The organism is Mesorhizobium sp. ESP-6-4 (genome assembly GCF_020164735.1).
Classification (GTDB): domain Bacteria; phylum Pseudomonadota; class Alphaproteobacteria; order Rhizobiales; family Rhizobiaceae; genus Mesorhizobium.
In genome coordinates this window covers 166,092-188,342 of sequence record NZ_JAIUGS010000009.1, presented here as the reverse complement: position 1 = coordinate 188,342, position 22,251 = coordinate 166,092, and the positions used below count along the sequence as shown (strand labels likewise).

26 protein-coding genes, 2 tRNA genes and 1 pseudogene are annotated in these 22,251 nt (G+C 64.6%); 10 read left to right on the top strand and 19 right to left on the bottom strand.

Going from position 1 to position 22,251, the window contains the following annotated elements:
- Positions 1 to 86: 86 nt before the first annotated feature.
- Positions 87 to 163: transfer RNA gene (locus LB523_RS18645), tRNA-Arg, on the bottom strand.
- 55 nt (positions 164 to 218) lie between these two features.
- On the bottom strand, positions 219 to 524 hold the full coding sequence (locus tag LB523_RS18640) for an ETC complex I subunit (RefSeq protein WP_095767098.1): 306 nt from the start codon (positions 522 to 524) through the stop codon (positions 219 to 221).
- Positions 525 to 772: 248 nt separating this feature from the next.
- Between LB523_RS18640 and LB523_RS29475 the strand changes: the two are divergent.
- From LB523_RS29475 to LB523_RS18615, 5 genes and pseudogenes are all read left to right on the top strand, one after another.
- A pseudogene (locus LB523_RS29475) lies at positions 773 to 1,333 on the top strand (NADPH-dependent FMN reductase); the annotation flags it as partial.
- Positions 1,307 to 1,741: a nuclear transport factor 2 family protein gene (locus LB523_RS29470; protein ID WP_176477007.1), complete on the top strand. Its 435-nt coding sequence runs from the start codon at positions 1,307 to 1,309 to the stop codon at positions 1,739 to 1,741. The pseudogene LB523_RS29475 and the gene LB523_RS29470, both read left to right, overlap by 27 nt.
- Positions 1,742 to 1,876: 135 nt before the next feature.
- Positions 1,877 to 3,058: a flavin-containing monooxygenase gene (locus LB523_RS18625; protein ID WP_224605763.1), complete on the top strand. Its 1,182-nt coding sequence runs from the start codon at positions 1,877 to 1,879 to the stop codon at positions 3,056 to 3,058.
- Positions 3,059 to 3,270: 212 nt separating this feature from the next.
- Positions 3,271 to 3,347, top strand: a tRNA-Pro gene (locus LB523_RS18620).
- Positions 3,348 to 3,416: 69 nt separating this feature from the next.
- The gene (locus LB523_RS18615; RefSeq protein ID WP_224605747.1) at positions 3,417 to 4,139 is read left to right on the top strand and encodes a hypothetical protein; all 723 of its coding nucleotides are present in this window, start codon (positions 3,417 to 3,419) and stop codon (positions 4,137 to 4,139) included.
- 16 nt (positions 4,140 to 4,155) lie between these two features.
- Here the strand turns inward: LB523_RS18615 and LB523_RS18610 are convergent, their stop codons facing one another.
- From LB523_RS18610 to LB523_RS18590, 5 genes are all read right to left on the bottom strand, one after another.
- The gene (locus LB523_RS18610; RefSeq protein ID WP_224605744.1) at positions 4,156 to 4,539 is read right to left on the bottom strand and encodes a type II toxin-antitoxin system VapC family toxin; all 384 of its coding nucleotides are present in this window, start codon (positions 4,537 to 4,539) and stop codon (positions 4,156 to 4,158) included.
- Positions 4,536 to 4,793, bottom strand: coding sequence for a type II toxin-antitoxin system Phd/YefM family antitoxin (locus tag LB523_RS18605; protein WP_224605741.1), 258 nt, complete (start codon positions 4,791 to 4,793; stop codon positions 4,536 to 4,538). Before LB523_RS18605 ends, LB523_RS18610 begins: the two co-directional genes overlap by 4 nt.
- A 616-nt stretch (positions 4,794 to 5,409) precedes the next feature.
- Positions 5,410 to 6,114, bottom strand: a complete 705-nt coding sequence (hdaA, locus tag LB523_RS18600) for a DnaA regulatory inactivator HdaA (protein ID WP_224605739.1) — start codon at positions 6,112 to 6,114, stop codon at positions 5,410 to 5,412.
- A gap of 1 nt (position 6,115) precedes the next feature.
- On the bottom strand, positions 6,116 to 7,363 hold the full coding sequence (locus LB523_RS18595; RefSeq protein ID WP_411966478.1) for an AI-2E family transporter: 1,248 nt from the start codon (positions 7,361 to 7,363) through the stop codon (positions 6,116 to 6,118).
- Entirely contained in the window at positions 7,275 to 7,892 is a 618-nt protein-coding gene (locus LB523_RS18590) for a CDP-alcohol phosphatidyltransferase family protein (protein ID WP_224605738.1), read from the bottom strand. Before LB523_RS18590 ends, LB523_RS18595 begins: the two co-directional genes overlap by 89 nt.
- A gap of 380 nt (positions 7,893 to 8,272) precedes the next feature.
- Between LB523_RS18590 and purM the strand changes: the two genes are divergently transcribed.
- The 3 genes from purM to LB523_RS18575 are packed head-to-tail and all read left to right on the top strand — an operon-like array spanning position 8,273 to position 10,580.
- Positions 8,273 to 9,352, top strand: coding sequence for a phosphoribosylformylglycinamidine cyclo-ligase (purM, locus tag LB523_RS18585; RefSeq protein ID WP_095767195.1), 1,080 nt, complete (start codon positions 8,273 to 8,275; stop codon positions 9,350 to 9,352).
- Entirely contained in the window at positions 9,349 to 10,056 is a 708-nt protein-coding gene (purN, locus tag LB523_RS18580; protein WP_224605736.1) for a phosphoribosylglycinamide formyltransferase, read from the top strand. The genes purM and purN overlap by 4 nt, the downstream gene beginning before the upstream one ends.
- A gap of 8 nt (positions 10,057 to 10,064) precedes the next feature.
- On the top strand, positions 10,065 to 10,580 hold the full coding sequence (locus LB523_RS18575; RefSeq protein WP_140846086.1) for a SixA phosphatase family protein: 516 nt from the start codon (positions 10,065 to 10,067) through the stop codon (positions 10,578 to 10,580).
- Between the two features lie 70 nt (positions 10,581 to 10,650).
- Here the strand turns inward: LB523_RS18575 and LB523_RS18570 are convergent, their stop codons facing one another.
- The 3 genes from LB523_RS18570 to LB523_RS18560 form a co-directional block, all read right to left on the bottom strand.
- Entirely contained in the window at positions 10,651 to 10,899 is a 249-nt protein-coding gene (locus LB523_RS18570; protein WP_224605734.1) for a DUF680 domain-containing protein, read from the bottom strand.
- A gap of 272 nt (positions 10,900 to 11,171) precedes the next feature.
- Complete coding sequence (locus LB523_RS18565; RefSeq protein WP_095767086.1) at positions 11,172 to 11,378, bottom strand: DUF680 domain-containing protein; 207 nt, start codon at positions 11,376 to 11,378, stop codon at positions 11,172 to 11,174.
- 56 nt (positions 11,379 to 11,434) lie between these two features.
- The gene (locus LB523_RS18560; RefSeq protein ID WP_095767085.1) at positions 11,435 to 11,674 is read right to left on the bottom strand and encodes a DUF680 domain-containing protein; all 240 of its coding nucleotides are present in this window, start codon (positions 11,672 to 11,674) and stop codon (positions 11,435 to 11,437) included.
- Positions 11,675 to 12,156: 482 nt separating this feature from the next.
- Here LB523_RS18560 and LB523_RS18555 point away from each other — a divergent pair, with 482 nt between their 5' ends.
- Both LB523_RS18555 and LB523_RS18550 read left to right on the top strand, forming a co-directional pair.
- Positions 12,157 to 12,834 (top strand): response regulator, encoded by a 678-nt coding sequence (locus LB523_RS18555; protein WP_224605731.1) that lies wholly within the window; start codon positions 12,157 to 12,159, stop codon positions 12,832 to 12,834.
- Positions 12,831 to 14,198: a sensor histidine kinase gene (locus tag LB523_RS18550; RefSeq protein ID WP_224605729.1), complete on the top strand. Its 1,368-nt coding sequence runs from the start codon at positions 12,831 to 12,833 to the stop codon at positions 14,196 to 14,198. The genes LB523_RS18555 and LB523_RS18550 overlap by 4 nt, the downstream gene beginning before the upstream one ends.
- Positions 14,199 to 14,206: 8 nt before the next feature.
- Here LB523_RS18550 and LB523_RS18545 read toward each other — a convergent pair whose 3' ends face one another.
- From LB523_RS18545 to LB523_RS18505, 9 genes are all read right to left on the bottom strand, one after another.
- On the bottom strand, positions 14,207 to 14,518 hold the full coding sequence (locus tag LB523_RS18545) for a type II toxin-antitoxin system RelE/ParE family toxin (protein WP_224605727.1): 312 nt from the start codon (positions 14,516 to 14,518) through the stop codon (positions 14,207 to 14,209).
- A complete protein-coding gene (locus LB523_RS18540; RefSeq protein ID WP_140846080.1) occupies positions 14,515 to 14,805 on the bottom strand; it encodes a type II toxin-antitoxin system ParD family antitoxin in 291 nt (96 codons plus the stop codon). The genes LB523_RS18545 and LB523_RS18540 overlap by 4 nt, the downstream gene beginning before the upstream one ends.
- A gap of 100 nt (positions 14,806 to 14,905) precedes the next feature.
- Positions 14,906 to 15,781 carry an ABC transporter permease gene (locus tag LB523_RS18535; protein WP_224605724.1) on the bottom strand — a complete coding sequence of 292 codons (876 nt, stop codon included), beginning with the start codon at positions 15,779 to 15,781 and terminating at the stop codon, positions 14,906 to 14,908.
- Positions 15,782 to 15,794: 13 nt separating this feature from the next.
- Positions 15,795 to 16,649: an ABC transporter ATP-binding protein gene (locus LB523_RS18530; protein ID WP_224605720.1), complete on the bottom strand. Its 855-nt coding sequence runs from the start codon at positions 16,647 to 16,649 to the stop codon at positions 15,795 to 15,797.
- 159 nt (positions 16,650 to 16,808) lie between these two features.
- On the bottom strand, positions 16,809 to 17,858 hold the full coding sequence (locus LB523_RS18525; RefSeq protein WP_411966477.1) for an ABC transporter substrate-binding protein: 1,050 nt from the start codon (positions 17,856 to 17,858) through the stop codon (positions 16,809 to 16,811).
- A gap of 128 nt (positions 17,859 to 17,986) precedes the next feature.
- Positions 17,987 to 18,766, bottom strand: a complete 780-nt coding sequence (gene dapB / locus LB523_RS18520) for a 4-hydroxy-tetrahydrodipicolinate reductase (protein WP_224605718.1) — start codon at positions 18,764 to 18,766, stop codon at positions 17,987 to 17,989.
- 61 nt (positions 18,767 to 18,827) lie between these two features.
- Positions 18,828 to 19,631 (bottom strand): agmatinase, encoded by an 804-nt coding sequence (gene speB / locus LB523_RS18515; protein ID WP_095767076.1) that lies wholly within the window; start codon positions 19,629 to 19,631, stop codon positions 18,828 to 18,830.
- A gap of 88 nt (positions 19,632 to 19,719) precedes the next feature.
- Positions 19,720 to 21,840 (bottom strand): molybdopterin-dependent oxidoreductase, encoded by a 2,121-nt coding sequence (locus tag LB523_RS18510; protein WP_224605715.1) that lies wholly within the window; start codon positions 21,838 to 21,840, stop codon positions 19,720 to 19,722.
- 175 nt (positions 21,841 to 22,015) lie between these two features.
- Positions 22,016 to 22,210, bottom strand: a complete 195-nt coding sequence (locus tag LB523_RS18505; protein ID WP_140846073.1) for a hypothetical protein — start codon at positions 22,208 to 22,210, stop codon at positions 22,016 to 22,018.
- Positions 22,211 to 22,251 lie beyond the last annotated feature (41 nt).

Here is a 22,251-nt window from a genome sequence, read left to right as displayed (position 1 = left end):
CTCCACAACCCCTTCGGGCCAAAAGTGTTACCCATGTCTCCGGTATAAACCGTAACCTATGTGTCCGGAACGGACCACGAACAAACTGGCGATCCCGGCAGGATTCGAACCTGCGACCATCGGCTTAGAAGGCCGGTGCTCTATCCAGCTGAGCTACGGGACCGTCGGCCGGCCGGGCCGGCTGAGGCGGGTTACGCCAGGCGATGCAAGACCGGGAGTCAGTGCGTCCAGGGCGTCCTGCGGTCATAGCGGAAATTGTCCGAATAGGAAATCTGCCGGCGCTTGGCTTCCTTCGGCTCTTCCACGCGATAGGCGATCTTTTGCTTCTCTGCATAAGCCACAGCCTCTTCCTTCGTCTCGAAGGTGAGCTTCACCTGGCTCAACATGTCGCCCGAGGTGGTGTAGCCCATCAGCGGATCGATCTTCTTGCGCTGGGCGGGGTCGAATTCCAACACCCAATGTCCTGTCTTGGCCTTGCCGGACTGCATCGCGGTTTTGGCTGGACTGAAAATACGCGCGGACATGACCACCTCTTTGCCGCCCGAAGACCGGGCACCTTTGTTCGGCGCAATATCCGAGACCCTGCAGGATGCCTGAAATCTCGCGCCAATCCGTCATTACTGTGCAATGGCCGCGGCGGCAAGGCCGCAAGCGGCCAGGGGCCCGCCATGACGTAGGGAACCTCACTGGGCTGGCGACATTATCGAAAGGTCGGGCGGCCGGCCCGAGCCGGTCCTACCCTGTGAGGCAAATCAGAACCGGACGTTTCGCCATGACCAATGCAACCGAACACGCCGTCCTGCAGCTTGCTGTCCTTGTCGGCAGCCTGCGCGCCCAGTCCTTCAGCCGCAAGATCGCCAAGGCGCTCGCCGCCCGCGCGCCGGATTCGGTGCGCTGCCGCTTCATCGAGATCGGCGACCTGCCGCTTTACAACGAAGATCTGGATGGCGACAGCCCGCCTGCGGCGTGGTCGGCTTTTCGTGCGGCGATACGCGAATGCGACGCGGTGCTGTTCGTCACCCCGGAATATAACCGCTCGATCCCGGGCTGCCTGAAAAACGCGCTCGATGTCGGCTCGCGTCCGCCGGGCAAGAGCGTGTTCAAGGACCTGCCCGCCGGAGTCGTCAGCGTCAGCCCGAGCAAGATCGGCGCCTTCGGCTCCAACCAGGCGCTTCGGCAGACCTTCGTCTTCCTCGACATGCCCGTGATGCAGCAGCCGGAGGCCTATATCGGCAATGTCGCGGAGCTGCTCGACGATAAGGGCGCCGTCACCAATGCCGACACCGCCGCCTTCCTCGAGAATTTCATGGCCGGCCTGGAAAGCTGGATCAGGAGGGTGCACCCTGGCGGCTCGTCCTTCGATGCCTTCATGAAGCAGCGCGAGAAGATCGCCGAGGACTATGTCAATGGCGATGCCACCTCGCTGAAGGCGATCGTCACCCACGCCGGACCGGCGACGTTTTTCTCGCCGCGCGGCGACCATCTCGAAGGCGCCGAAGCGGTCGCCGGCCGCTACGAACGCGACGCTGCAAGCTTCCACAAGGGCGGCAACACCGACCTTGAGGTGCTGCAGGCTTCGGCAAGCGGCGATTTGGCCTTCTGGAGCGGCTTGCAGCACGCCAAGGCGCGCATCGGCAAGAACGGCGAGGCGACCGAGATGACCCTGCGGGTGACGGAAGTGTTCCGGCTGGAGGATGGCGCGTTCAAGCTGGTGCATCGCCACGCCGACCCGGCTCATTAGCCGGCGCTTGTAAAAATCCGCGACACAATGCCGGACGTCTCGCAACATCCGCCTATTCCTTTTGGCACGTGAGCGGCATATGTCAGATACATGGCCGTGCCAGTTGAAGGCATGATGGCGACGATAAAGACACCAATGGACGCGGAAGCGAAAGTCTTGCCGTCGGGGGTCGGCGAACCAGCGATACTGGAAGGCGCGATAGTCATCGGCGCGGGCGCCGCCGGGCTTGCCGCCGCTTATGCGCTGGCCAAGGCCGGTGTGACGGTGCAGGTCCTGGAACGCGAGCAACGGCTGGCCGAGCCCTGGCATCGCCGCCACGACAACCTGCACCTCAACACGCATCGCGACCTTTCCTCGCTGCCGGGCGTATCCTTTCCGGCAGGAACGCCGGCCTTCCCGCACCGCAGCGCCGTCATCGGCCATCTCAACGATTTCGCCGAGCGGCACCGGCTGCCGATAGCCTTAGGCGTCAAGGTCGATGAGATCGAATTTCGTGGCGACCGCTGGCTGCTGCGGACAAGCGCGGGCTTGAAGGCGGCGCGCTATGTGGTGATCGCCACCGGGCGCGACCGGCAACCCTTCATCCCGGCCTGGAAAGGCATGGAGGATTTTTCGGGATCGATCATCCACTCGGCCGATTTCGGCAGGGCGAGCGATTATGCCGGCAAGACGGTGCTGGTGATCGGCGCCGGCAATTCCGGCTTCGACGCGCTCAACCATCTTTCCCGCGTCGAGACGGGCCAGATGTGGCTTTCGGCGCGCAACGGACCTTCGCTGCTGCCCAAGCGTATCGGCAAGATCGCCGTGCACCGCATATCGCCGCTCATGGCGAGCCTACCGACAAGGCTCGCGGACGCGGTGATGGCGGCAACGCAGCGCCTGGTGTTCGGCGACCTTACCAAACACGGCCTGCCCCCCGCCCCGGCGGGCGGCGCAAGCCGGCTCGGCTCCGACTATACGGCGATCGCCGCCGACGACGGCGCGGTCGATGCCATCAAGGCCGGACGCATCATCGTGGTGCCGCAATTGCGCGAATTCAGGCGCGACGGCGTCGTGCTGGACAATGGCCAGACGATCGCGCCCGACATCGTCATTGCCGCCACCGGCTACCGCACGGGGCTGGAGACGATGCTGGGCCGGCTCGGCGTGCTCGACGCCAAGGGCGTGCCGTTGTTCAACGGCGCGGCGAACGACCCGAAGCTGCCCGGACTCTGGTTCACCGGCATGCGGCCGAGCATTCGCGGCTGCTTTGCCAATGCAAGGATCCAGGGCATGGCGATCGCCAGGAAAATCGCCGGCCAGAAGCGCCAGAGCTGATCGGTCATTTTTGGATGAAGGCGGCGAAGGCATCGGCGGAGGCGGCAAGGCCTTCAAGCGCCGCTTGCAAGGGAGCGGAACGCTTAGCGATCATCCGTGGGATTTTTCGTCGGACTTTTCGCGCCGATCTGTGCCGCTGTATCCCGTCCGTTCCGTTTTTCGCTTTTAGGGGCTTGCCCTGAATCGCCCGGAACCCTATGGAAACCCGGCGTCGGAGTGTAGCGCAGCCTGGTAGCGCACCTGATTTGGGATCAGGGGGTCGCGTGTTCGAATCACGCCACTCCGACCATCGCTTCTTCCCCAAAACAAACCAAGGCCGGCGGCACGGCCCCGTGGACCGGCCGGAGGGGCACGCATCGTGACAGCCGTGGTCGTGGCGATCCTCGACAGGGACAATTGGGACGCCAACGCAGACATCATCGTCGTCGTGGATCTCGCCAGGCGGCGGCTGACATGGGTGCCGCGCGACTTGTGGTCTCCCCTCATAAGCGACCGCATCAATGCGGCTTTCGCCATCGGCGGCGGAAGCTTGCTGCTCGATGCGCTTGCGGGACTGGGATTTGCGGCGCAGAGCGCAATCTGCCTCCGGCGCGGCGCGAGCGAGGCCGCACTTGCCGGGGCCAGCGTCAGAGTGCCGATCCCCGCGCCGCTCGATTTCTGGTATCCGCTGACGCCGACCAACCGCATCGAGGACGGGCGCCAACAGGTTTCCTTCCGGCCACCCGCCGAAACACTCATGGGCGCCCGTCTTCACCAGTGGATCGGCGCCCGCACGATGGTCAACGGACAGGGAAGCGACTTCCACCGCATGCGGCGCCAGATCGTGTTCCTGCGCGCCTTGATCGCCCAGGGTTTCGATTTCCGCCTCGTGCTGAAGGATCCGGCGCTGGTGTGGATCACGGGCGAGGACCCGTTGCCCCTGCTTGCTCGCATCTCGGCCAGTTGGCGCATGCAGGTGCATGACTGGGTGGATGACGCCGTCATCGATGGCAAGATGGTCCTGATCCCGCGCAAACCGAAGCCATGGTGGCGGCGGCAATTGCGCCGGCTGCGGGACAGGCTCAGGGAGAACCGGAACTAGCCCATTTCCAGATCGCTCAAATCGCGCCTTCGACATCGGTCTTGGAGAAATCGTCGCCGACATAGAGCAGCCGGCACGCCCGGTCCTTCGCCACCTCATAGGCAAAGCAGTCGCCGAAGTTGAGCGCCGCGGCGTGCATGCCCTTGCCCCATCGCGCGTAAGCCTCGGCAACACGCCGAGCCGCGCCTTCCGTGACTGGCGCAATCTCGAAGCCGAGCCCGTCGAGCAGGGATTGCACCTCCTCAGCCACGCCTCGTCGTGCGGCGACAATCAGGAGCTCGGCTATGGTTCCGGCCGATATCAGAAGTTCGTCTTCCGTTTCGAGCGCAGCGATACAGGCGTCCGCCGCCGGCTCGTCGAGGACGATGGCCATCAAGGCCGAGGTATCGACCGCGATCATTCCGGCAGGCCGTCATCGCCATAGAGGAAATCTTGGCTGCGCGTCGCAGGCGGGCCGGAACTGGCTTTCGCGGCGCCTGAGGCCCGGACGGCCCGCAGCAGGCCCCGACGATGCTCTCGGTTCGGCACGGACCGTACGGGGACGAGACGCACGGCCGCGTGACCGTGGCGGGTCAGGATAATCTCATCTCCAGCCTCGGCGCGCCTCACCAGTTCGGTCAGTTGCCCCTTGGCGTCTGTCACGGATATCTGCATGACAACCCTATATGGACCATGATTTGGTCCATTAAATAGACCATTTAATAGTCTAGCTCAAGGCCGCAGTTCGGAGGAACGGTAAACCCGCCGGGCGAGAACCCCAACACCTCGAGCCCGGCGAGCCTACAACCCGATCAGGAACGCGACCGGGACCGGGATCAACCGGCATTGTCTGCCTTGCAAGAGCGATGCCGGAAAGACTGTTCCGAAATGGGACGGCTAGGCCGCTGGCTCCCACGGGTTGATCACGGAACACACCGGCTGTGGCTTGAATAATCCCTCGCTTCCAACTTTGTCGCCGGTCTAAGCTTTGAACAAAAGGGGATTTCCCATGCCTGTTGTCGAGGCGGTGCTGTCGCTGATCGGCCCGGCCTATTTAGCCTATTACGGCTTTGCCGTTCCGGTCATGGTGGTCTGGGCAATTCTGTGCGCTGCGCTCTGGGTTTGGAACAACCGGCCGAGCAAGAGACCGGGTGGCGTCGCGCGGTCGCGGTCCGCCAGCCTGATGTTTTTCGTCCTTGTCGCCGCCTGTTACATCGCGGCGCACAGGCGTGTATCTTCTGGCCCAGCATCTGGCCGGGCTATGGGCGTAACCGCCGGGCGCTATCGGTGGCTAAATATCGAACTCGCCCTGCCCTTCGTCCATGGCGCTCACGGTCTCGGCGGCCAAGGCGCGGGTGATCGGCGTCTTGCGTTCGAGTGCGGCGCGGTCGAGGCGCTCGACGACGCGCATGGCGGTCGCGAGCGAGCGCTCGATGCGACGCACCAGATATTGCACCACATGCGGCTCGACCTCGACCTGGCGGTCGGCGAAGAGCTTGGTGATGACGCCGGCAAGCAAAAGGTCGTCGGGCTCGTGGATCTCGACCGTCGACGCCGCCTTCAGCCGCGAGATGAGATCGGGCAGCGCGACGCGCCAGGCGGAGGGGAAACGCCGCGCCGTCAAAAGCAGCGTCGAGCCCGCGCCGCGCACGGCGTTGATCAGGTGGAACAGGCCCTGCTCGTCGACCGCCGCCTTGTCGATGTCGTCGATGAGCGCCGGCCTGCTGCCGAGCCCGGCAATGTGCTCGCCGATCCGGCCGGGATCGATGGCGACGGCATGCGTCCGATCCTGCCAGATCCGGGCGAGGTGCGTCTTGCCCGAGCCGGGCGGCCCGGCCAGCACGACCACCGGCGACGGCCAGTCCGGCCAGCGGTCGATCAGCGATGCCGCTTGCGCATTGGTGCCCGAGACGACGAGCTCGTCGCGCGAATAGCCGGTGCCGTGGCCGAGATCGAGCGGCAGCTGGCGCGGCGGGTCGGCTGGCTGAGCCGTCATTTCAGCCCCGCGTCGAGCGATGGCCGCCGCCGCGGTCGGCCGGCAATTGCGGCGCGGGCTGTGTGCCGTTGCCCTTGTAAAGCGGCGATTCCAGATAACGGGCGATGGCGAAGCGCACCAGCACGGCAATCGCCGCCGAGGCCGGCACGGCAATCAAAAGGCCGACGAAGCCGAACAGCGCCCCGAAGGCAAACAGCGCGAACATCAGCCACACCGGATGCAGGCCGACGCTCTTTCCGACCAGCCGCGGCTGCAGGATGTTGCCCTCGATGAACTGGCCGACGAAGAACACGCAGGCCACGGCGACCACCATGGTCCAGTCCGGCCAGAACTGGACGAAGGCGACGCCGACGGCGAGCACCAGCCCGGTCAAAGAGCCGACATAGGGGATGAAGGAGATCAGCCCGGCGAAGAAGCCGATGAGGATGGCGAAGTTCAAGCCGGTCAGCGTCAGGCCCGTGGCATACATGGCGCCGAGCACCAGGCAAAGCGTGCCCTGCCCGCGTACGAAGCCGGCAGTGGCGGTGTTGATGTCGCGGGCAAGCGCGCGCACCGTCTCGACATGATCGCGCGGCACCCAGCCGTCGACCTCGGCCACCATGCGGTCCCAGTCGAGCAGCATGTAGAAGGCGACGACCGGGGTGACGACGAACAGGCTCACCACCGAGACCAGCGCCACGCCGGAGCTCCAGATCGAGGTGAAGACGGTGGTGAGCAGGCTGAAGCCGGAGGTGAGCAGCGAATTCAGCCCGTCGCGCAGACCGGCGGCGTTGACGCCGAAACGCTGCTCCAGCCATTTCGGGTCGAAACTGGTGATCAGCGATTGCAGGCGGGTGAGATATTCCGGCAGCTTGCGGGCGAAATCGGCCATCTGGGTGGCCAGCACCGGCACCAGGATAACCAAGGCCAGCACCACCACGACGATGAAGGCAATCAGGATCACCACGGTCGCCATCAGGCGCGAGAGGCCGAGCCGCTGCAGCCAGTCGGCGACCGGGTCGAGGAAATAGGCGAGCACCATGCCGGCGACGAAAGGCAGGAGGATGCCCGAGAAAATGTAAAGGAACAGCGCCAGCAGGACCGCCGTCGCCAGCCAGAAGAAGACCTGGCGGCGAAGCCCGCCCGAGCTGTCGTCGGCCTCAATCACCGCGGCTTCGCCGTCAGGCGCCCGTGTTGGAGCCGCCCGATTTGCCGATGCCCGACTTGATGTCGCCGGTTTGGGAGTTGCTCGTTCGGGAGCCTTCGCCATAGCCGCTCATATGCCTTAGCCAGGCCACGAGATAGGCTGCGGCCGAAGCCACGGTCAAGACCCCGGTCAGCAATATGAGCGCGGTCCGCAACGGGTCCAGGTGCACGGCAAAGGCAAGTTCGCCCAGCACAAGCGCCGCCAGCACGATCTGCGCGGCGGTGTTGGCCTTCGACACGAAGAGCGGCTTGACCTCGACCGGATGGCTCATCACGCTGGACAAGAGCACGGCGCAGACAATGAGCCCGTCGCGCGAGACGACGGTCACCACCAGCCAAAGCGGCAGTTCGCCGGCAAAACCCATGACGACGAAGACCGAGACCAGCAGAAGCTTGTCCGCGATCGGATCGAGATAGGCGCCGAGGCTGGACGACTGGTTCCAGCGACGCGCGATAAAGCCATCGACGCCGTCGGAGATGCCGGCAACGAGGAATCCGGCAAAGGCCCAGTCCCAATGCGCCTGCAGCATGGCGAGCACCACCGCGGGCACGAGCAGCAGCCGCATGATCGTGATCATGTTGGGAAGGGTCACATGATGTCCCGTCGCGATTTTTATTGGAGAATAGATGATGGAGATAAGTAAATTGGGCAAGAGAGGAGCGGCGCTGAAGCTGCCGATCTCCCCTCTTGCAGGGGAGATGCCTGGCAAGGCAGAGGGGTGCTGTCCCTCGGCATATCGGAGTTCTTCTTTCGCCGTGTCGTCAGAACCATTATCGACGCTGGTATTCCTTCACACCCCGTGTCCTGCCGGACATCTCCCCCGCAAAGGGGGAGATTGGCCATCTCGGCCTTCGCCAATCGCCTATGTCGGTGCTCACTTTCCACGCTTTTGTCGGCGGAAACGACGGCCATCCTTGCTCCCCGAAACCATTCATGCGAAGAGCCGGCAATGGAAACGAGGACGAGCCGACGATGAGCAAGGGCGACAAGGCCGAGCGCAAAAACGGGCTCACCTACGCCGAGGCTGGCGTCGACATCGATGCCGGCAATCTGATGGTCGAGAAGATCAAGCCGCTGGTGCGCGCCACGCGCCGGCCGGGCGCCGATGGCGAGATCGGCGGCTTCGGCGGACTGTTCGACCTGAAGGCCGCCGGCTTCACCGATCCGGTGCTGGTCGCGGCCAATGACGGTGTGGGCACCAAGCTCAAGATCGCCATCGATGCCGGCAAGCACGACACGATCGGCATCGATCTCGTCGCCATGTGCGTCAACGACATCGTCGTGCAGGGCGCCGAGCCTTTGTTCTTCCTCGACTATTTCGCCACCGGCAAGCTCGACCCGGACCAGGGCGCTTCAATCGTCGGCGGCATCGCGCAAGGTTGCCGGCAGGCCGGCTGCGCGCTGATCGGCGGCGAGACCGCCGAGATGCCGGGCATGTATCACGACAAGGATTACGACCTTGCGGGCTTCGCCGTGGGCGCCGCCGAGCGCGGCCAGCTGCTGCCGACCGACGACATCGTCGAAGGCGACGTGCTGCTCGGCCTTGCCTCGTCCGGCCTGCACTCCAACGGCTTTTCGCTGGTGCGCCGGATCGTCGCCGCGAGCGGCCTTAGCTGGAGCGATGCGGCGCCATTCAACGAGGAGCTCAGCCTCGCCGAGGCGCTGCTCGAGCCAACGCGCATCTATGTGAAGTCGATCCTGAAAGCGATCCGCAACACGCATGGCATCAAGGCGCTGGCCCATATCACCGGCGGCGGTTTCCCGGAAAACATTCCGCGCGTTTTGCCCAAAGATTTTTCCGCCGAGCTCGACCTCGAAGCGATCGACGTGCCGCCGGTGTTCTCGTGGCTGGCCAAGACCGGCGGCGTCGCGCCGGAAGAGATGATGCGCACCTTCAATTGCGGCATCGGCATGATCCTCGCGGTCGCCTCCGGCCAGGCGGCGCAGGTCGCGGCGGTGCTGCAGGAAGCCGGCGAGACGGTGACGCCGATCGGCCGCATCGTGCCGCGCCGCGACGCCGGCGTCATCTATCGGGGCTCGATCGGCCTATGAGCAGGAAACGAACGGTCGTCCTGATCTCGGGACGGGGCTCCAACATGACGGCGCTGATCGCGGCCGCCGCCGATCCAACCTATCCGGCAGAAATCGTCGGCGTCATTTCCGACCGCGCGAACGCCGCCGGCCTCGGCATCGCCCAGTCGCGCGGCATCGCCACCAAGGTCATCCAGCGCGCCGACCATCCGAGCAAGGATGCCTATGACGCCGCGCTCGACGCCGCGCTTGTCGGCTTCGGCGCCGACATCGTAGCCCTTGCCGGCTATATGCGGATCCTCGGCCGCGGCCTGGTCGAGAAATGGCAGGGACGCATGGTCAACATCCACCCTGCCCTGCTGCCGGCCTTCAAGGGTCTGGACACGCATGCGCGGGCCATCCGCGCCGGTGTTCGCATCCATGGCTGCTCGGTGCATTTCGTCACGCCCGAGATGGATGACGGCCCGATCATCGCGCAGGCCGCCGTGCCGGTGATGGTCGGCGACAATGAGGACACGCTTGCCGCGCGCGTGCTGAAGGTGGAGCACCGGCTCTATCCGCTGGCGCTGGGTCTGGTCGCCGAAGGCAAGGCGCGCATGGAAAAGGACCACACCGTGCTTGCCCATTTCGCCGACGACGCCGACAACGCCACCTCGGTGGTGATGGCGCCCGACCCGCTGCGCGAGGAGACCGACCTCGAGCAGCTGGCGCGGATCACGCCGTAGAGGCTGCAATGCCCCTGAGACAACTTCTTATCCTCCGCCACGCCAAGTCGAGTCGGGACGATCCCAAGCTTGAGGATTTCGACCGGCCGCTAGCCGCGCGCGGCTTAAAGACGGCGCCGCTGATGGGGCGGGAGCTTGCCCAGCGCGGTTGGCTGCCGGATCTGGCGCTGGTGTCGCCGGCGCTGCGCACGCGCGATACCTGGCGGCTGGTTGCGGCCGAACTCCCGAAGAACGTGCCGGCGCAATTCGCCGACGAACTCTACGAGGCGGCTGCCGGTGCGATCCTGGCGCGCGTGCGGCAGGCCAAGGCAGCGAGCCTGATAGTGATCGGCCACAATCCCGGCCTGCAGCACTTTGTGTTGCGGCTGGCCGGCCCCGGAACGGATGAGAGCGTTTTCAAGAAGATCGAAGCGAAGTTTCCGACGGCAGCTCTTGTCCGGTTCACGCTGGACAAGGATTGGGCCGATCTCGACTTCCGTGGCGCCCGACTGACGCATTTTGTTCGGCCGAAGGATTTGACGTAGCCCGAAGCCTGGCGGCCCATAAGCAAGGCGGCGGGCAAGCCCGCCGCCTTCAATATTTTCAAAGACGAGCTCAATTGCCCCAGTTGTCCGATGGCGGACCCGGCCAATCCGCAGCGCCGGTCGCGCCAGTCTTCATCTCGGTATCGACCTTCGGGGCCGGCTTGACTGTGTTGTGCTTCGGGATCGAAGCCGTGACGCTGGTGTCGGAGCCAACGGTGGCTGCCTGGTTGACGCCATCGGCGCCGTCGTGGTCGCTGCCGGCGAAGGCGGAGCCCATCGCGAGAAGCATTGCGACAGTGGTGAGAGCGATCCTGGTCATTTCGGTTTTCCTGTCCGTTTGGTTTCGTCGGGCGATGGCCTTGGGAGGATGGCCCCGCTGCCGAAAAGACCCGCGGCGGCCTGGGTTTATTCCCGGCGCGTTCGCTTTTCAGCTGCCATGGCAGTGTCGGATCGGACTTCGCTCAGAAAAAGGCAAACGATTACAAATGCTTGTGATGACAAATACTTGTGATGCGATTCAAACGGCGTTAGCCGGCTGCAGAAAAACAGAGCGGCGGGACAAGCCCGCCGCCTGCTTTTTTCCGGGTCGGATCAGTGGTTGCCGAACAGGTTGTGATCGGTGCCCTGCACCACCGGCCTTCGGACATCCGCGTCCGACTTCGCGATCGAGGTCGTCACAGTCCGGTCGATGGTGACAGCCGGCTGTTTGGCATTGGCCGCTCCGTAATTGTCCGAGCTGGCGAAAGCGGCGCCCGTGGCGACAAGCAGGGCGACGGCGGTAAGAGCGATCTTGGTCATTTGAGTTACTCCAGATTTGAAGGTTATTGGTTGAAGCGGGTTAGGAGGCGCGCCGGTTAGCGGCCCCAGATGCCTTGGCCCGACTGCGGCTGGTTCTGATCAGGTGTGATGTGGAACTCGCGCTGCTCGAACTTGTCGAGCTTGCGGATCGAACCGGTGACGGTGTTGTCGACGTTGCCCGCGGGGGCCGTTACGGCCGGCTGGTTGACGTTGTCGGAACCGTAGTGGTCGCTGCCAGCGAAAGCGCTGCCCGTGGCAATGAGGAAAGCAGCGGCGGCAAAAGCAATCTTGTTCATTTCAGATACTCCAGATTTCAAAATTCGTGTCCGTCTAGTGGCGTGCCGTATTGGAAATTCGCGTCGCTCGGACCACCCCGAAATGGGTCGGCCCTGTTGCCATTTCCAATCACGAAAAGTTGTGAACCGAACCGTTCGGTTCGATCTTGAAATTAACTGAACTACGCAGCGGCCACATTCTTATTGTTTGATATCAGCCAGTTACGGGGATCGTCGCGCGATGCGGCACCTGGATAACGGGAGCCGGTGTTCACCCCGGCTATACGAACCGTCAACATTAATTGAACCGAACGGTTCGGTTTTATCACTTGCACGACCGAACAGGTGGCTCGGCAGGCACCATGACCGGGGTGGCGGTCGCCGAGAAACCACGTTTGCCTTGCGCGCGGATCGATACTATCGGTTGCCTCGGGAACCAATTTGGACGCCGCCTGCCGCCCTTTGGCGAAGGTCGACGCCGTTGGGAGGAACAGCGACGAACGATGCGGCTGCTGCTTGTCGAGGACAATCGCGAACTGGCCGATTGGCTGAGCAAGACGCTGCGCCAGGCGAGCTATGTCGTCGACGTCGTGCATGACGGCGAGGATGTCGAGCATGCTTTAGCCGCCGGGGATCACGCTTTGATCATCCTTGACCTTGCCCTGCCCCGCATGGGCGGCATGGAGGTGCTGAAAAGGCTGCGGGCACGCGGCAACCCGGTGCCGGTTATCGTGCTTACCGCCAATGCCAGCCTCGACGGCCGGGTCAAGGGCCTCAACGAAGGTGCCGACGATTATCTGGCGAAACCATTTCAGATCGAGGAGCTGGAAGCGCGCATCCGCGTGCAGCTGCGCCGTGCCAACGACCGCACCGCGCCGGTCGTTTCCTGCGGCGATCTCACCTTCGACACCAACACCAGGCTGTTCTCGCTTGCCGGGGCGACGCTGTCGCTGACGCCTCGTGAGCACGCGGTGTTGGAACAGCTCGTCGTCAAGGCCGGCCGCACGGTGAGCAAGGCGGCGCTCTCGACCGCGATCTACGACTTCGACACCGACGCCGACCCCAGCGCCATCGAGATCTATGTGCACAGGCTGCGCAAGAAGCTCGAGGGATCGCGCGTCCAGATCGCCACCTTGCGCGGCCTGGGCTACCTGTTGCGCTACGACGATCCGGCGCCATGAAAATCGACAGGCTCCGGTTCGGCAGCCTTCGCCTGCAGTTGCTGGCCTGGGTGGTGCTGCCGCTGGCTGGGCTCGCCGCCATCAATCTGTGGACCAGCCAGCGCAACGCGCTGGCGACGGCAGACCTCGTCACCGATCGCATGCTGGTCGGCTCGGCACGCGCCATCGCCGAGCAGGTGGCGATGGCCGACGGCGCGCTCGACGCTACCGTGCCGCCGGCGGCGATCGAGATGTTCGACACCGGCGACCGCGACAGCGTCTATTATCGCGTCGAGACCGCCGGCGGGCGGCTGCTGAGCGGCTATCCGGACCTGCCCGAGGCGCCGGATCGCGGCAGCGTCGAAGCCACCTACCGCGATCACCCGCTGCGCCTGGCAACGCTCAGCCATGCCGTGATCGGCGCCGGCAGCGATTCGCCGATCAAGGTCACGGTCGGCGTCACGCTCGCCGGACATGACGCCATGGTCAAGCGCCTGTGGCTCAGCGCCTTCGCCCAGCAGCTTGCCTTGGTGGCCATTGCCGGCGTGTTCGTGCTGCTTGGCCTGCGCCGCGGCCTGGCGCCGCTGATCCGGCTGCGTGATGCCGTGCGCTCGCGAAGCCGCAGCGATCTCGATCCGGTCGAGGTCCCGGGCGCGCAGAGCGAGATCCGGCCGCTGATCGAGGCGCTCAACGCCTATATGGAGCGCGTGCGGGCGCAAATGGCGGCGCAGCGACGCTTCATCGCCAATGCCGCGCACCAGTTGCGCACGCCGCTGGCACTGTTGTCGACGCAGGCAAGCTATGCCTTGCGGGAAACCATGTCCGATCGGCGCCAGGAGGCGCTGGTCGCGTTGCAAGCGAGTTCCGGCAGGCTGGCGCGGCTCGCTGAACAATTGCTCACGCTCTCGCGCGCCGAGCCTGGCAGCCGGCGGCCACGCGCCGACCGCATCGACCTCACCGAAGCCGCCCGCCATGTGCTGGAAGCGCAGGCGCCGAAGGCAGTCGAACGCGACATCGACCTCGGCCTCGAGGAGAACGGACCGGTGGCGGTGATCGGCGACGGCACGATGCTGCGCGAGATGATCGTCAACCTGGTCGACAACGCGCTGCGCTACACGCCGGCTGGCGGCGCGGTGACTGTCAGGCTGGCGATGGTCGATCGCGAGGGCGTGCTGACGGTCGCCGACACCGGCCCCGGCATTCCGGCCGAGGAACGGGAGCATGTCTTCGAACGTTTCTACCGCCTCGCCGGCTCGGCAGAGGAAGGCAGCGGGCTCGGCCTGGCGATCGTGCGCGAGGTGGTCGAGAATGCCGGCGGCAGCGTCACTCTGGGCGACGCCGCCGCGGGCGGGCTCAAAGTCGAGGTCCGGCTGCCGCTGGCCTAAGGCCTACCTCAATGTTCGGACTCTTCGTCCGGCAATTCGAGCGTACGACCCGAATAAAGAATCCGGAGGATGACCACTTTGTCATCCACGATTTCGAACGCGATCGTTGCGCGTCGGCGCCATCCTACCGTGCGCAAACCCGGTGCGATTTCGTCATGACGCGTGCCCCGCTCCGGAAAAGTTCCAAAGTCTAGACAATAGTCGACAATGCGCCCGACAAAACGCAAAGCAGTTGCCACGCCAGCCTTTGGCGCGAGCTCGCTCAGCAACTCGGCAATGTCCCGCTCGGCGGCAGCATGGAACCTGACCTGATATTTCATGCACCGGAGCGCGGTTTGGCGGCGATCGCGTTGATGTGCTCAGAGAGATTGCGGCGCAGCTGTTCGGCCGTCAAAAGCTTCTCAGGATGGGCGCGCGCATCCTGCATCGTCGGCACGACTGCCTCGCGCAGCCAGCGTTCAATCGCCGCGTCACGGGCAGCCAACGTACGCAGGCCATCACGGATGACTTCGCTCTCGGTGGCGTATTCGCCTGAGGCAACTTTATTTTTCACCATCTGCGCCATCTCGAGCGGCAGTGTGATCGTCAGGGGCTGGGAGTTTCGCATGGCTCGTCTCCTCGATACCCCTCAGTATAGCACAAGGCGGGTGACTTTGTCATACACTAGGTGAAGCCGCACACCAGACATGATGATGTGCGGTGATTGCTCAGGTCACCTGCTCGTTGAACGGCGCCGGGCGCCACTTCACCACATAGTTCTCGAAGCGGGTGATGATGAACTCCACCACCAGCGCCATCACCGCCAGGATGATCATGGCGGCGAAGACGCCATTGGCGTTGAAGGCGCCCTGCGCGGTGGAGATCAAAAGGCCCATGCCCTGCTTGGCGCCGAGAAACTCGCCGACGACCGCGCCGACCAGCGCGAAACCGAACGAGACATGCAGGCTGGCGAGGATCCAGCTCATCGCCGAAGGAATGATGACCGAGGTGGTGATCTGGAACGGCGAGGCGCCGAGGATCTGGGCGTTGGCGATCATCGCCCTGTCGGCCTCGCGCACGCCCTGGAAGGCGTTGGCGAAGACGACGAAGAACACCATGACGACGGCCAGCGCCACTTTGGAAGCCATGCCCAACCCGAGCGCGATGATGAACACCGAGCCGAGCACCACGCGCGGCACGGAGTTCGCGATCTTGATGTAGATCGAGAACACATCGGCCAGCAGCTTGTTGCGACCAAGGATGATGCCCGCCACGATGCCGCCGACGGCGCCGATAGCGAAGCCGAGGAAGGTTTCCTCCAGCGTCACATAGATCTGCAGCCAGAGCGGCCCCTGCGAGGTGCCCTCGGTGATCCAGGACCAGATCTGTTCCCAGATGCCCGACGGGCTGGAGAAGAAGAACGGGTCGATGATGTTGTAGTCGGCGCAGAGTTCCCAAAGGCCGAGGAAGACGACGAGGATCGCGAGGCGCAGGCCGATGACCAGAGCATGGCGTTTGCGCAGCCGTGCCCTCGCCTGCGCTTCCGCGGCGACGATCGAGGTGGCGCGGGCGGCGGCCTGATCGGTTGGAGAGATGGCGGTCATGGCAAGTCTCCTTTCAATGGCTCGCCTGCAAGCCACGGCTTTGGCCGAGCTGCACTTCCTCACGCAGATCGTTCCAGATCACCTTGGCAATCTCGATGAATTTCGGGTCGTAGCGAATGTCGGACATGACGCGCGGGCGCGGCAGGTCGATGCGGTAGACGCTCTTCACCGTGCCCGGGCCTGCGGTGAGCACATAGACCTTGTCGGCCAGCGCCACCGCTTCCTCGAGGTCATGCGTGACGAAGACGACGGATGATTTCAGCCCCGACCAGAGGTCCAGCAATTCGTCCTGCATTGCCGTGCGGGTCTGCATGTCGAGCGCGCTGAAGGGCTCGTCCATCAACAGGATCTTGGGCTGGTTGATGAAGGTCTGGGCAAGTGCCGCGCGCTTGCGCATGCCGCCCGAAAGCTGGTGCGGATAATGCTTCTCGAACCGCGAAAGGCCGACCCGGCCGATCCAGTCGCGCGCCTTCTCATAGGCTTCTTTCTTCGGCATGCCGCGGAAGAGTGGACCGGCGGCGACGTTGTCGATGACGCTGCGCCACGGAAACAGTGCGTCGGCCTGGAAGACGAAGCCGATGTCGCGGCTGATGTCGGTGACCGGATTGCCCATGACGCGGACATTGCCGGTGGTCGGACGCAACAGGCCGGTGACGAGGTTGAGCGTCGTCGACTTGCCGCAGCCGGTCGGGCCGACGACGCAGGCGAACTCGCCGCGCGCCACCGTCATGGTGAAATCGCGGATCGCCGTCATCATGTGGCCGTCGGGCGTGACGAAGCGCAGCGTCACATCGTCGATGGCTATCGCGGCGTCACCCGGCGGCGCGGCGGGAGACAGTTTCTCCGCCGCCATGGTCTGCGATTGCATGGCACACTCCTGTTGTGGTGGTGCGGGATGGCGCGATCCGGGCCCGCGGGCCTGCTCGCCGGCATCCGGAAACACGGCCGCCGAATTGATTCAGGCGGCCGACGCAAGCTCTTGCTTTTCAAGGGCGGACGGGGTCCGTCCGCCCTCGCCTGCCGGCGCCTACTTCGCCGCGTCGACGAACTCGGTCGTGTAGGTCTTCGATAGGTCGATCTGCTTGCCCTGCAGGCTCTTCGAGAAGGTCGACAGAACCTTCAGCACGGTCTGCGGTCCATCGGCCGGCATGCGGCCATCCGGCGTGAACATCGCCTTGCCGCCTGCCAGGCCCTGAACATAGAGGTCCTTGTTGCCGGCGTAATAGTCCTTCGGCATCTTGTCGGCGATCTCCTCGGCCGAATGGCCGGCGATGAACTTCATCGTCTTGACGAAGGCGTTGGCGAGCTTCTGCGCCTCGTCCTTGTGGCCGTCGAGCCAACTCGACTGGACGTAGAAGGAGGCAGCCGGGTAGTCGCCGCCGAGCGCCGCCTTGGTCTTTTCGGGCGTGCGCATGTCGACCAGGACCTTCGCCTCGCCGGTCTGGAGCAGCTTAGCGATGGTCGGCTCGGTGGTCATGCCGGCCTGGATCTGGTCCTGCTTGACGGCGGCGATGAAAGTGTTGCCGGCGCCGACGGGAAGCAGCGTGTAGTCGCCCGGTTTCAGGCCGCTGCGAACCGCGAGATACTGTGTCAGGAAATCGGTCGAGGAGCCGAGGCCGGTGACGCCGAGCGTCGCGCCCTTGAAGTCGGCCGGCGACTTGATTTCCGGGTGCTTGGCCGAGACCAGCTCGACCTCGCCCGGCGCCTGGCTGAACTGCACGATCGACTGGATGTACTTGCCCTTCGACTGCAGGTCGACGGTGTGGTCGTAGAAGCCGACGACGCCCTGCACGGCGCCGGCCAGCAACTCATTCTCGGCCTCGACGCCGGCGCGGGAGTTCACCAACTCCACGTCCAGCCCCTCGTCCTTGAAGTAGCCGAGCTGCTGGGTGAGCACGGCCGGCAGATAGATCTGCTTTTCCATGCCGCCGACGATGATGGTGATCTTGTCGGCAGCCGATGCCGTCGATGCGCCAGCGCTAACCATGGCAAGCGTCAGCGCCACTGAACGCAGGGCGCGTTTAGAGATGAAACGGGTCACTAGTCTTCCTCCACTGGGCGGCGCGCCGCGCCGCATTCCTCCTGTCGGCCGCTCCCAGGCCGTTCATGTGGCGACCGCCACAAAACTGTCATGGCATGGCCAAGCTTTCAGCTGGCTTTCAGCCGTTTTAGAGGCCGCGGAATGGAGTCCGGCGGGGTTACCGGTCACGAGGCAGTGAAGCCCAGCACATCGCGCATGTCGTATTCGCCGGGCGGCCGTCCGGCGACCCAGAGCGCAGCCGCGATGGCGCCGCGGGCGAACATCGAGCGGTCGCCGGCGGCATGCGAAAGCGTGAGCCTCTCGCCGTCGCTCAGGAAGCTGACGCTGTGCTCGCCGACGATGCTGCCGCCGCGCATAACGGCAAAGCCGATCTCGCCGGCATTGCGCGGACCAACGAGGCCATCGCGGGTGCGTCTCGCCACATCGTCCAGCACGAAGCCACGTCCTCGCGCGGCCGCCGCTTCGCCCAGCATCAGCGCCGTCCCGGACGGCGCATCGACCTTCATGCGATGATGCGCTTCAAAAATTTCGATGTCGCAGTCGTCGGCGGCAAGCGCCCTTGCCGCCTGCTCGGCCAGGCCGGTCAGCATGTTGAGCCCGAGCGAGTAGCTGCCGGAGCGCATGATGGCGACTTTCTTCGCGGCGTCGGCAATCGCCGCCAGTTCCGAGGCGCTGAAGCCGGTCGAACCGATGACCAGCGCCGGACCGCCGCGCGCCGCGCAGGCCTTGGCCAGTTCGGCGGAAGCGGCGGGCGTGGTAAAGTCGACGACCACATCGGCAAGCGCCAGCGCTTCATCGCGCTCGACCAGCCCCTCGCCCATGCTGCCCGGTCGATGGAAGCGCGCGACGAGCTGCAGCCGCGGATCGGCCGCGACGGCTTCCGCCATCTGCCGGCCCATGCGGCCGAGCGCGCCGGCGATGGCTATCCTGAGCGGCTGCGGCATGGCGATCCTGTCGAAAACTGAGTCGGAACAATCCTCTAGCACGCCGCCTTGGCAAATTGATTCAAACCGCGACGTTGGTCTTCAGCATCATGCCGGCAATCTCCTTCACCAGCTTGGCGGCAACCAGCGCCGTCACGTTGGATAGGTCCTGGCGCGGATTGTATTCGACGACGTCGGCGGCGACTATTCGTTGGTCTATTGCCTGGATCAGACCGATGACCTGGCGCGTGGTCAAGCCGCCGGGCTCACGGTGAGAGATACCGGGAGCGAAGGCCGGATCGAGAGCGTCGATATCCATCGAGATGTAGACAGGCGTCTGAAGGTCGAGCTGCAAGCCTTCCTTGAAATGCCGCATCTCCACCACCTCGACGCCGAAGCGCTTGAACTGGTCGCGATGGTGATCGTTGACGGTGCGCAGGCCGATCTGGATCAGCCGGTCGGCCAGCTTCTCTTCCATGATCCGGGCGAAGGGCGAAGTGTGCGAACGCGGATTGTCGTCATAGGAATGGTAAATGTCCGGATGCGCGTCTATGTGGACGATCGTGAGGCTCCGGCAGCGGCGGCGCACCGCGCGCAGCACCGGCCAGGAGATCGCATGGTCGCCGCCGAGCGAGATCAGCGGATGGCCGGCGTCGAGCGCGCGGCCCACCTCCGCCTCGATCCGCTGCCACGGGTCGCCACCTTGCGTGAAATCGATGTCGCCGTGATCGACGAAGCGGTCCGTCAGGTCGAAGCCGGTTTCGGTCCAGGAACTGTAGGCGTCGCTGGCGAGCTCGCGCCGGATCAGCGGCGGCGCCTCGGCAGGCCCGCGCAGATAGGACGAATTCTCGTCATGCGGAATGCCCAGAAGCGAGACCTTGGCCACGACATCCTCCCTCGTTGCCGAGACAAGCGGCTTCTATAGACGCCGGAGCTGGCGGGTGCGACGAGAGGTGCTTGGGCCAGATGGGAGGCTAGGCGCCGGACTCTTCAGCTTTCCGCAGCCACACCTTGTTGTCGTGGACGGCGGCGCCACCATAGGGTGCCGGCGCATCGGCGCCGGTCAGGACGTTGATGCCTTCGCCGCGCTCATGCGCGCTGTTCGGCCAAATGCCTTCCGCGATAACCACGCCTCGCTTCAGGCCGTCGAAGAATTTTGCGTGCAGCACCACGTCGCCGCGCCGGTTGCCGATCTCGACGCGGCCGCCATTCTCGATGCCGAGCGCCGCGGCATCTTCGGGATGGAGCAACAATTCGGGCCGGCCTTCCCTGGCCTTCGACACCGGCGTCTCGGCAAAGGTCGAGTTCAGAAAATTGCGCGCCGGCGAGGTCGCCAGCCGGAACGGATGCTCCTCGTCCGCGATCTCGATCAGCTCGACATGATCGGGGAATTCCGGCAGCCGTCCCACCGGGCCGAACAGGCCCATGCTTTTCGGCGGCCGGTTGGGCGCCGACTGCCCGGTCCAGTTGGGCCGGAAGTGGAATTTCTTGTCGGCATGGCCGAAGCCGTTGATGAAATGCGCGTCGTCGAAGCCGGGCTGCAGGTCGACCCATTTCTCAGCCTTCAGGCTGTCGAAGCTGCCGAGCCCGCGCCTGCCGAGGATGATGTCGATATGCTCGCGCTCGGTCAGGCCGAAGCCGGGCCTGTCGCCGACTCCGAGGCGCTTGGCGAGCTCCTCATTGACATAGTGGTTGGTTCGCGGCCCTTCCGGCGGCTCGATCAGCTTGGGGCCGAGCGTGATGTGCTGGTTGCCGCCGCCCTTGTAGATGTCGTCATGCTCCAGAAACATCGTCGCCGGCAGCACGACGTCGGCGAGCTTGGCCGTGTCGGTCATGAACTGCTCATGCACGCAGGTGAACAGATCCTCGCGCAGAAAACCCTTTCTCACCAGCCGCTGCTCCGGGGCAACATTGGCCGGATTGGTGTTCTGGATCAGCATCGCCGTCACCGGGGGACCGCCATAGAGCGCGTCGGCCGCGCCCGTCAGCACCGGGCCGATGCGCGAATGGTCGAGATAGCGCACCTTCGGGTCGCGCATCGCGGTGCCTTCCAGCACGTCCTGGTTCAGCTGGAAGATGCCGGAGTTGGAGTGGAAGGCGCCGCCGCCCTCATGCTGCCAGGCGCCGGTGACGGCGGCGATGCAGGAGGCGGCATGCATATTGACGGCGCCGTTGCGCTGGCGGGCAAAGCCGTAGCCGAGGCGGAAGTAGGCCTTCTTGGTCGTGCCGACGAGATGGGCGAATGCCTCGATCTCGGCGACGGATAGCCCGGTTATGGCGGCCGCCCATTCGGGTGTGCGCGTCCGCAAATGTTCTTCCAGCCCACGCGGATCATCGGTGTATTTCTCGAGATAGGCGCGGTCGGCCAGCCCATCGCGGAACAGCACATGCATGACCGCGCAGGCGAGCGCGCCGTCGGTGCCGGGCTTCAGCACCAGGCCGAGATCGGCCTGCTTCATCGTGGCGTTGTCGTAGATGTCGATGACGACGATCTTGGCTCCACGCTCCTTGCGCGCCCTTGTCGCATGAGTCATCACGTTGACTTGGGTGACCACGGCATTGGTGCCCCAGATCACCACGCAGTCGGATTTGGCCATCTCGCGCGGATCGGGCCCGCGCAGCGCGCCCACGCCCATCATCCAGCCAGTCCAGGCGAGATTGGTGCAGATCGAGCCGAAAAAGCCCGAGTATTTCTTGGCGTGGCGCAGCCGCTGGATGCCGTCGCGCTGCACCAGCCCCATCGTGCCGGCGTAGAAATAAGGCCAGACCGTCTCCGAGCCGTATTTTTCTTCGGCTGCGATGAATTTTTGCGCCACAAGGTCGAGGGCTGCTTCCCAGCTGGCTTCCTTCCAGGCGCCCTCGCCCTTGGCCCCGGCGCGCACCAGCGGTTTCAGCAGCCGGTCGGGATGGTGGACGCGGTCGGCATAGCGCGCGACCTTGGCGCAGACGACACCCGCCGTATAGCTGTTCGCCTTGGCGCCGTGGACGCGGCCGATGCGGTTGTCATCGAGCAGCTCGACTTCGAGGGCGCAGGTGGAGGGGCAATCATGCGGGCAGGCCGAATGGCCGATCCGGAGCTTGGCGTGCTGGTTCATGCGGGGTGTGTAGCGGGTTTTAGGGACGAGGTGTAGGGCCAGATGGGCTCCCCCTTCTCCCCCTGCGGGACAAGGTGGATCGGCGCGTAGCGCCGAGACGGATGAGGGGTGTTGGAAGAAATGAGGCGGTTGTCTTGCAAGGCAACTGCCAAGCTGGAATCAAACCTAATGTCGGCTACTCAGTGATGTTTTTATACAGCGCGCTATAAGCGCCGCATTTCGGGCAGCGCATGTGCCGCTCGATATGATCTTCGCCTGCCTTGGTGTCGAAAACTTTGAGGTCCGCTTCGCCACATTCCGGGCATTTGACACTTGCGTTCGAGTCGACCGCCAGAAGGCTGCCTGCATTGATCCACAATTTTCTGGACATCGACGTTTCCCGCACCGCTTTACCCAATTCCAGCGTCTCAC

Bases quoted from the DNA above. Each gene is read 5' to 3' on its own strand.
- LB523_RS18555 (WP_224605731.1), top strand. From the start codon at position 12,157: ATGCGGCTGCTGCTTGTCGAGGACAATCGCGAACTGGCCGATTGGCTG.
- LB523_RS18565 (WP_095767086.1), bottom strand. From the start codon at position 11,378: ATGACCAAGATCGCTCTTACCGCCGTCGCCCTGCTTGTCGCCACGGGC.
- LB523_RS18510 (WP_224605715.1), bottom strand. From the start codon at position 21,840: ATGAACCAGCACGCCAAGCTCCGGATCGGCCATTCGGCCTGCCCGCAT.
- LB523_RS18640 (WP_095767098.1), bottom strand. From the start codon at position 524: ATGTCCGCGCGTATTTTCAGTCCAGCCAAAACCGCGATGCAGTCCGGC.
- LB523_RS18535 (WP_224605724.1), bottom strand. From the start codon at position 15,781: ATGACCGCCATCTCTCCAACCGATCAGGCCGCCGCCCGCGCCACCTCG.
- LB523_RS18575 (WP_140846086.1), top strand. From the start codon at position 10,065: ATGCCCCTGAGACAACTTCTTATCCTCCGCCACGCCAAGTCGAGTCGG.
- LB523_RS18595 (WP_411966478.1), bottom strand. From the start codon at position 7,363: ATGGCGAAGGCTCCCGAACGAGCAACTCCCAAACCGGCGACATCAAGT.
- LB523_RS18625 (WP_224605763.1), top strand. From the start codon at position 1,877: ATGGACGCGGAAGCGAAAGTCTTGCCGTCGGGGGTCGGCGAACCAGCG.
- LB523_RS18505 (WP_140846073.1), bottom strand. From the start codon at position 22,210: ATGTCCAGAAAATTGTGGATCAATGCAGGCAGCCTTCTGGCGGTCGAC.
- LB523_RS18570 (WP_224605734.1), bottom strand. From the start codon at position 10,899: ATGACCAGGATCGCTCTCACCACTGTCGCAATGCTTCTCGCGATGGGC.
- LB523_RS18550 (WP_224605729.1), top strand. From the start codon at position 12,831: ATGAAAATCGACAGGCTCCGGTTCGGCAGCCTTCGCCTGCAGTTGCTG.
- LB523_RS18560 (WP_095767085.1), bottom strand. From the start codon at position 11,674: ATGAACAAGATTGCTTTTGCCGCCGCTGCTTTCCTCATTGCCACGGGC.
- LB523_RS18530 (WP_224605720.1), bottom strand. From the start codon at position 16,649: ATGCAATCGCAGACCATGGCGGCGGAGAAACTGTCTCCCGCCGCGCCG.
- LB523_RS18540 (WP_140846080.1), bottom strand. From the start codon at position 14,805: ATGCGAAACTCCCAGCCCCTGACGATCACACTGCCGCTCGAGATGGCG.
- LB523_RS18605 (WP_224605741.1), bottom strand. From the start codon at position 4,793: ATGCAGATATCCGTGACAGACGCCAAGGGGCAACTGACCGAACTGGTG.
- LB523_RS29470 (WP_176477007.1), top strand. From the start codon at position 1,307: ATGGCCGGCCTGGAAAGCTGGATCAGGAGGGTGCACCCTGGCGGCTCG.
- purN (WP_224605736.1), top strand. From the start codon at position 9,349: ATGAGCAGGAAACGAACGGTCGTCCTGATCTCGGGACGGGGCTCCAAC.
- LB523_RS18545 (WP_224605727.1), bottom strand. From the start codon at position 14,518: ATGAAATATCAGGTCAGGTTCCATGCTGCCGCCGAGCGGGACATTGCC.
- hdaA (WP_224605739.1), bottom strand. From the start codon at position 6,114: ATGACGGCTCAGCCAGCCGACCCGCCGCGCCAGCTGCCGCTCGATCTC.
- LB523_RS18525 (WP_411966477.1), bottom strand. From the start codon at position 17,858: ATGCGGCGCGGCGCGCCGCCCAGTGGAGGAAGACTAGTGACCCGTTTC.
- LB523_RS18610 (WP_224605744.1), bottom strand. From the start codon at position 4,539: ATGATCGCGGTCGATACCTCGGCCTTGATGGCCATCGTCCTCGACGAG.
- dapB (WP_224605718.1), bottom strand. From the start codon at position 18,766: ATGCCGCAGCCGCTCAGGATAGCCATCGCCGGCGCGCTCGGCCGCATG.
- purM (WP_095767195.1), top strand. From the start codon at position 8,273: ATGAGCAAGGGCGACAAGGCCGAGCGCAAAAACGGGCTCACCTACGCC.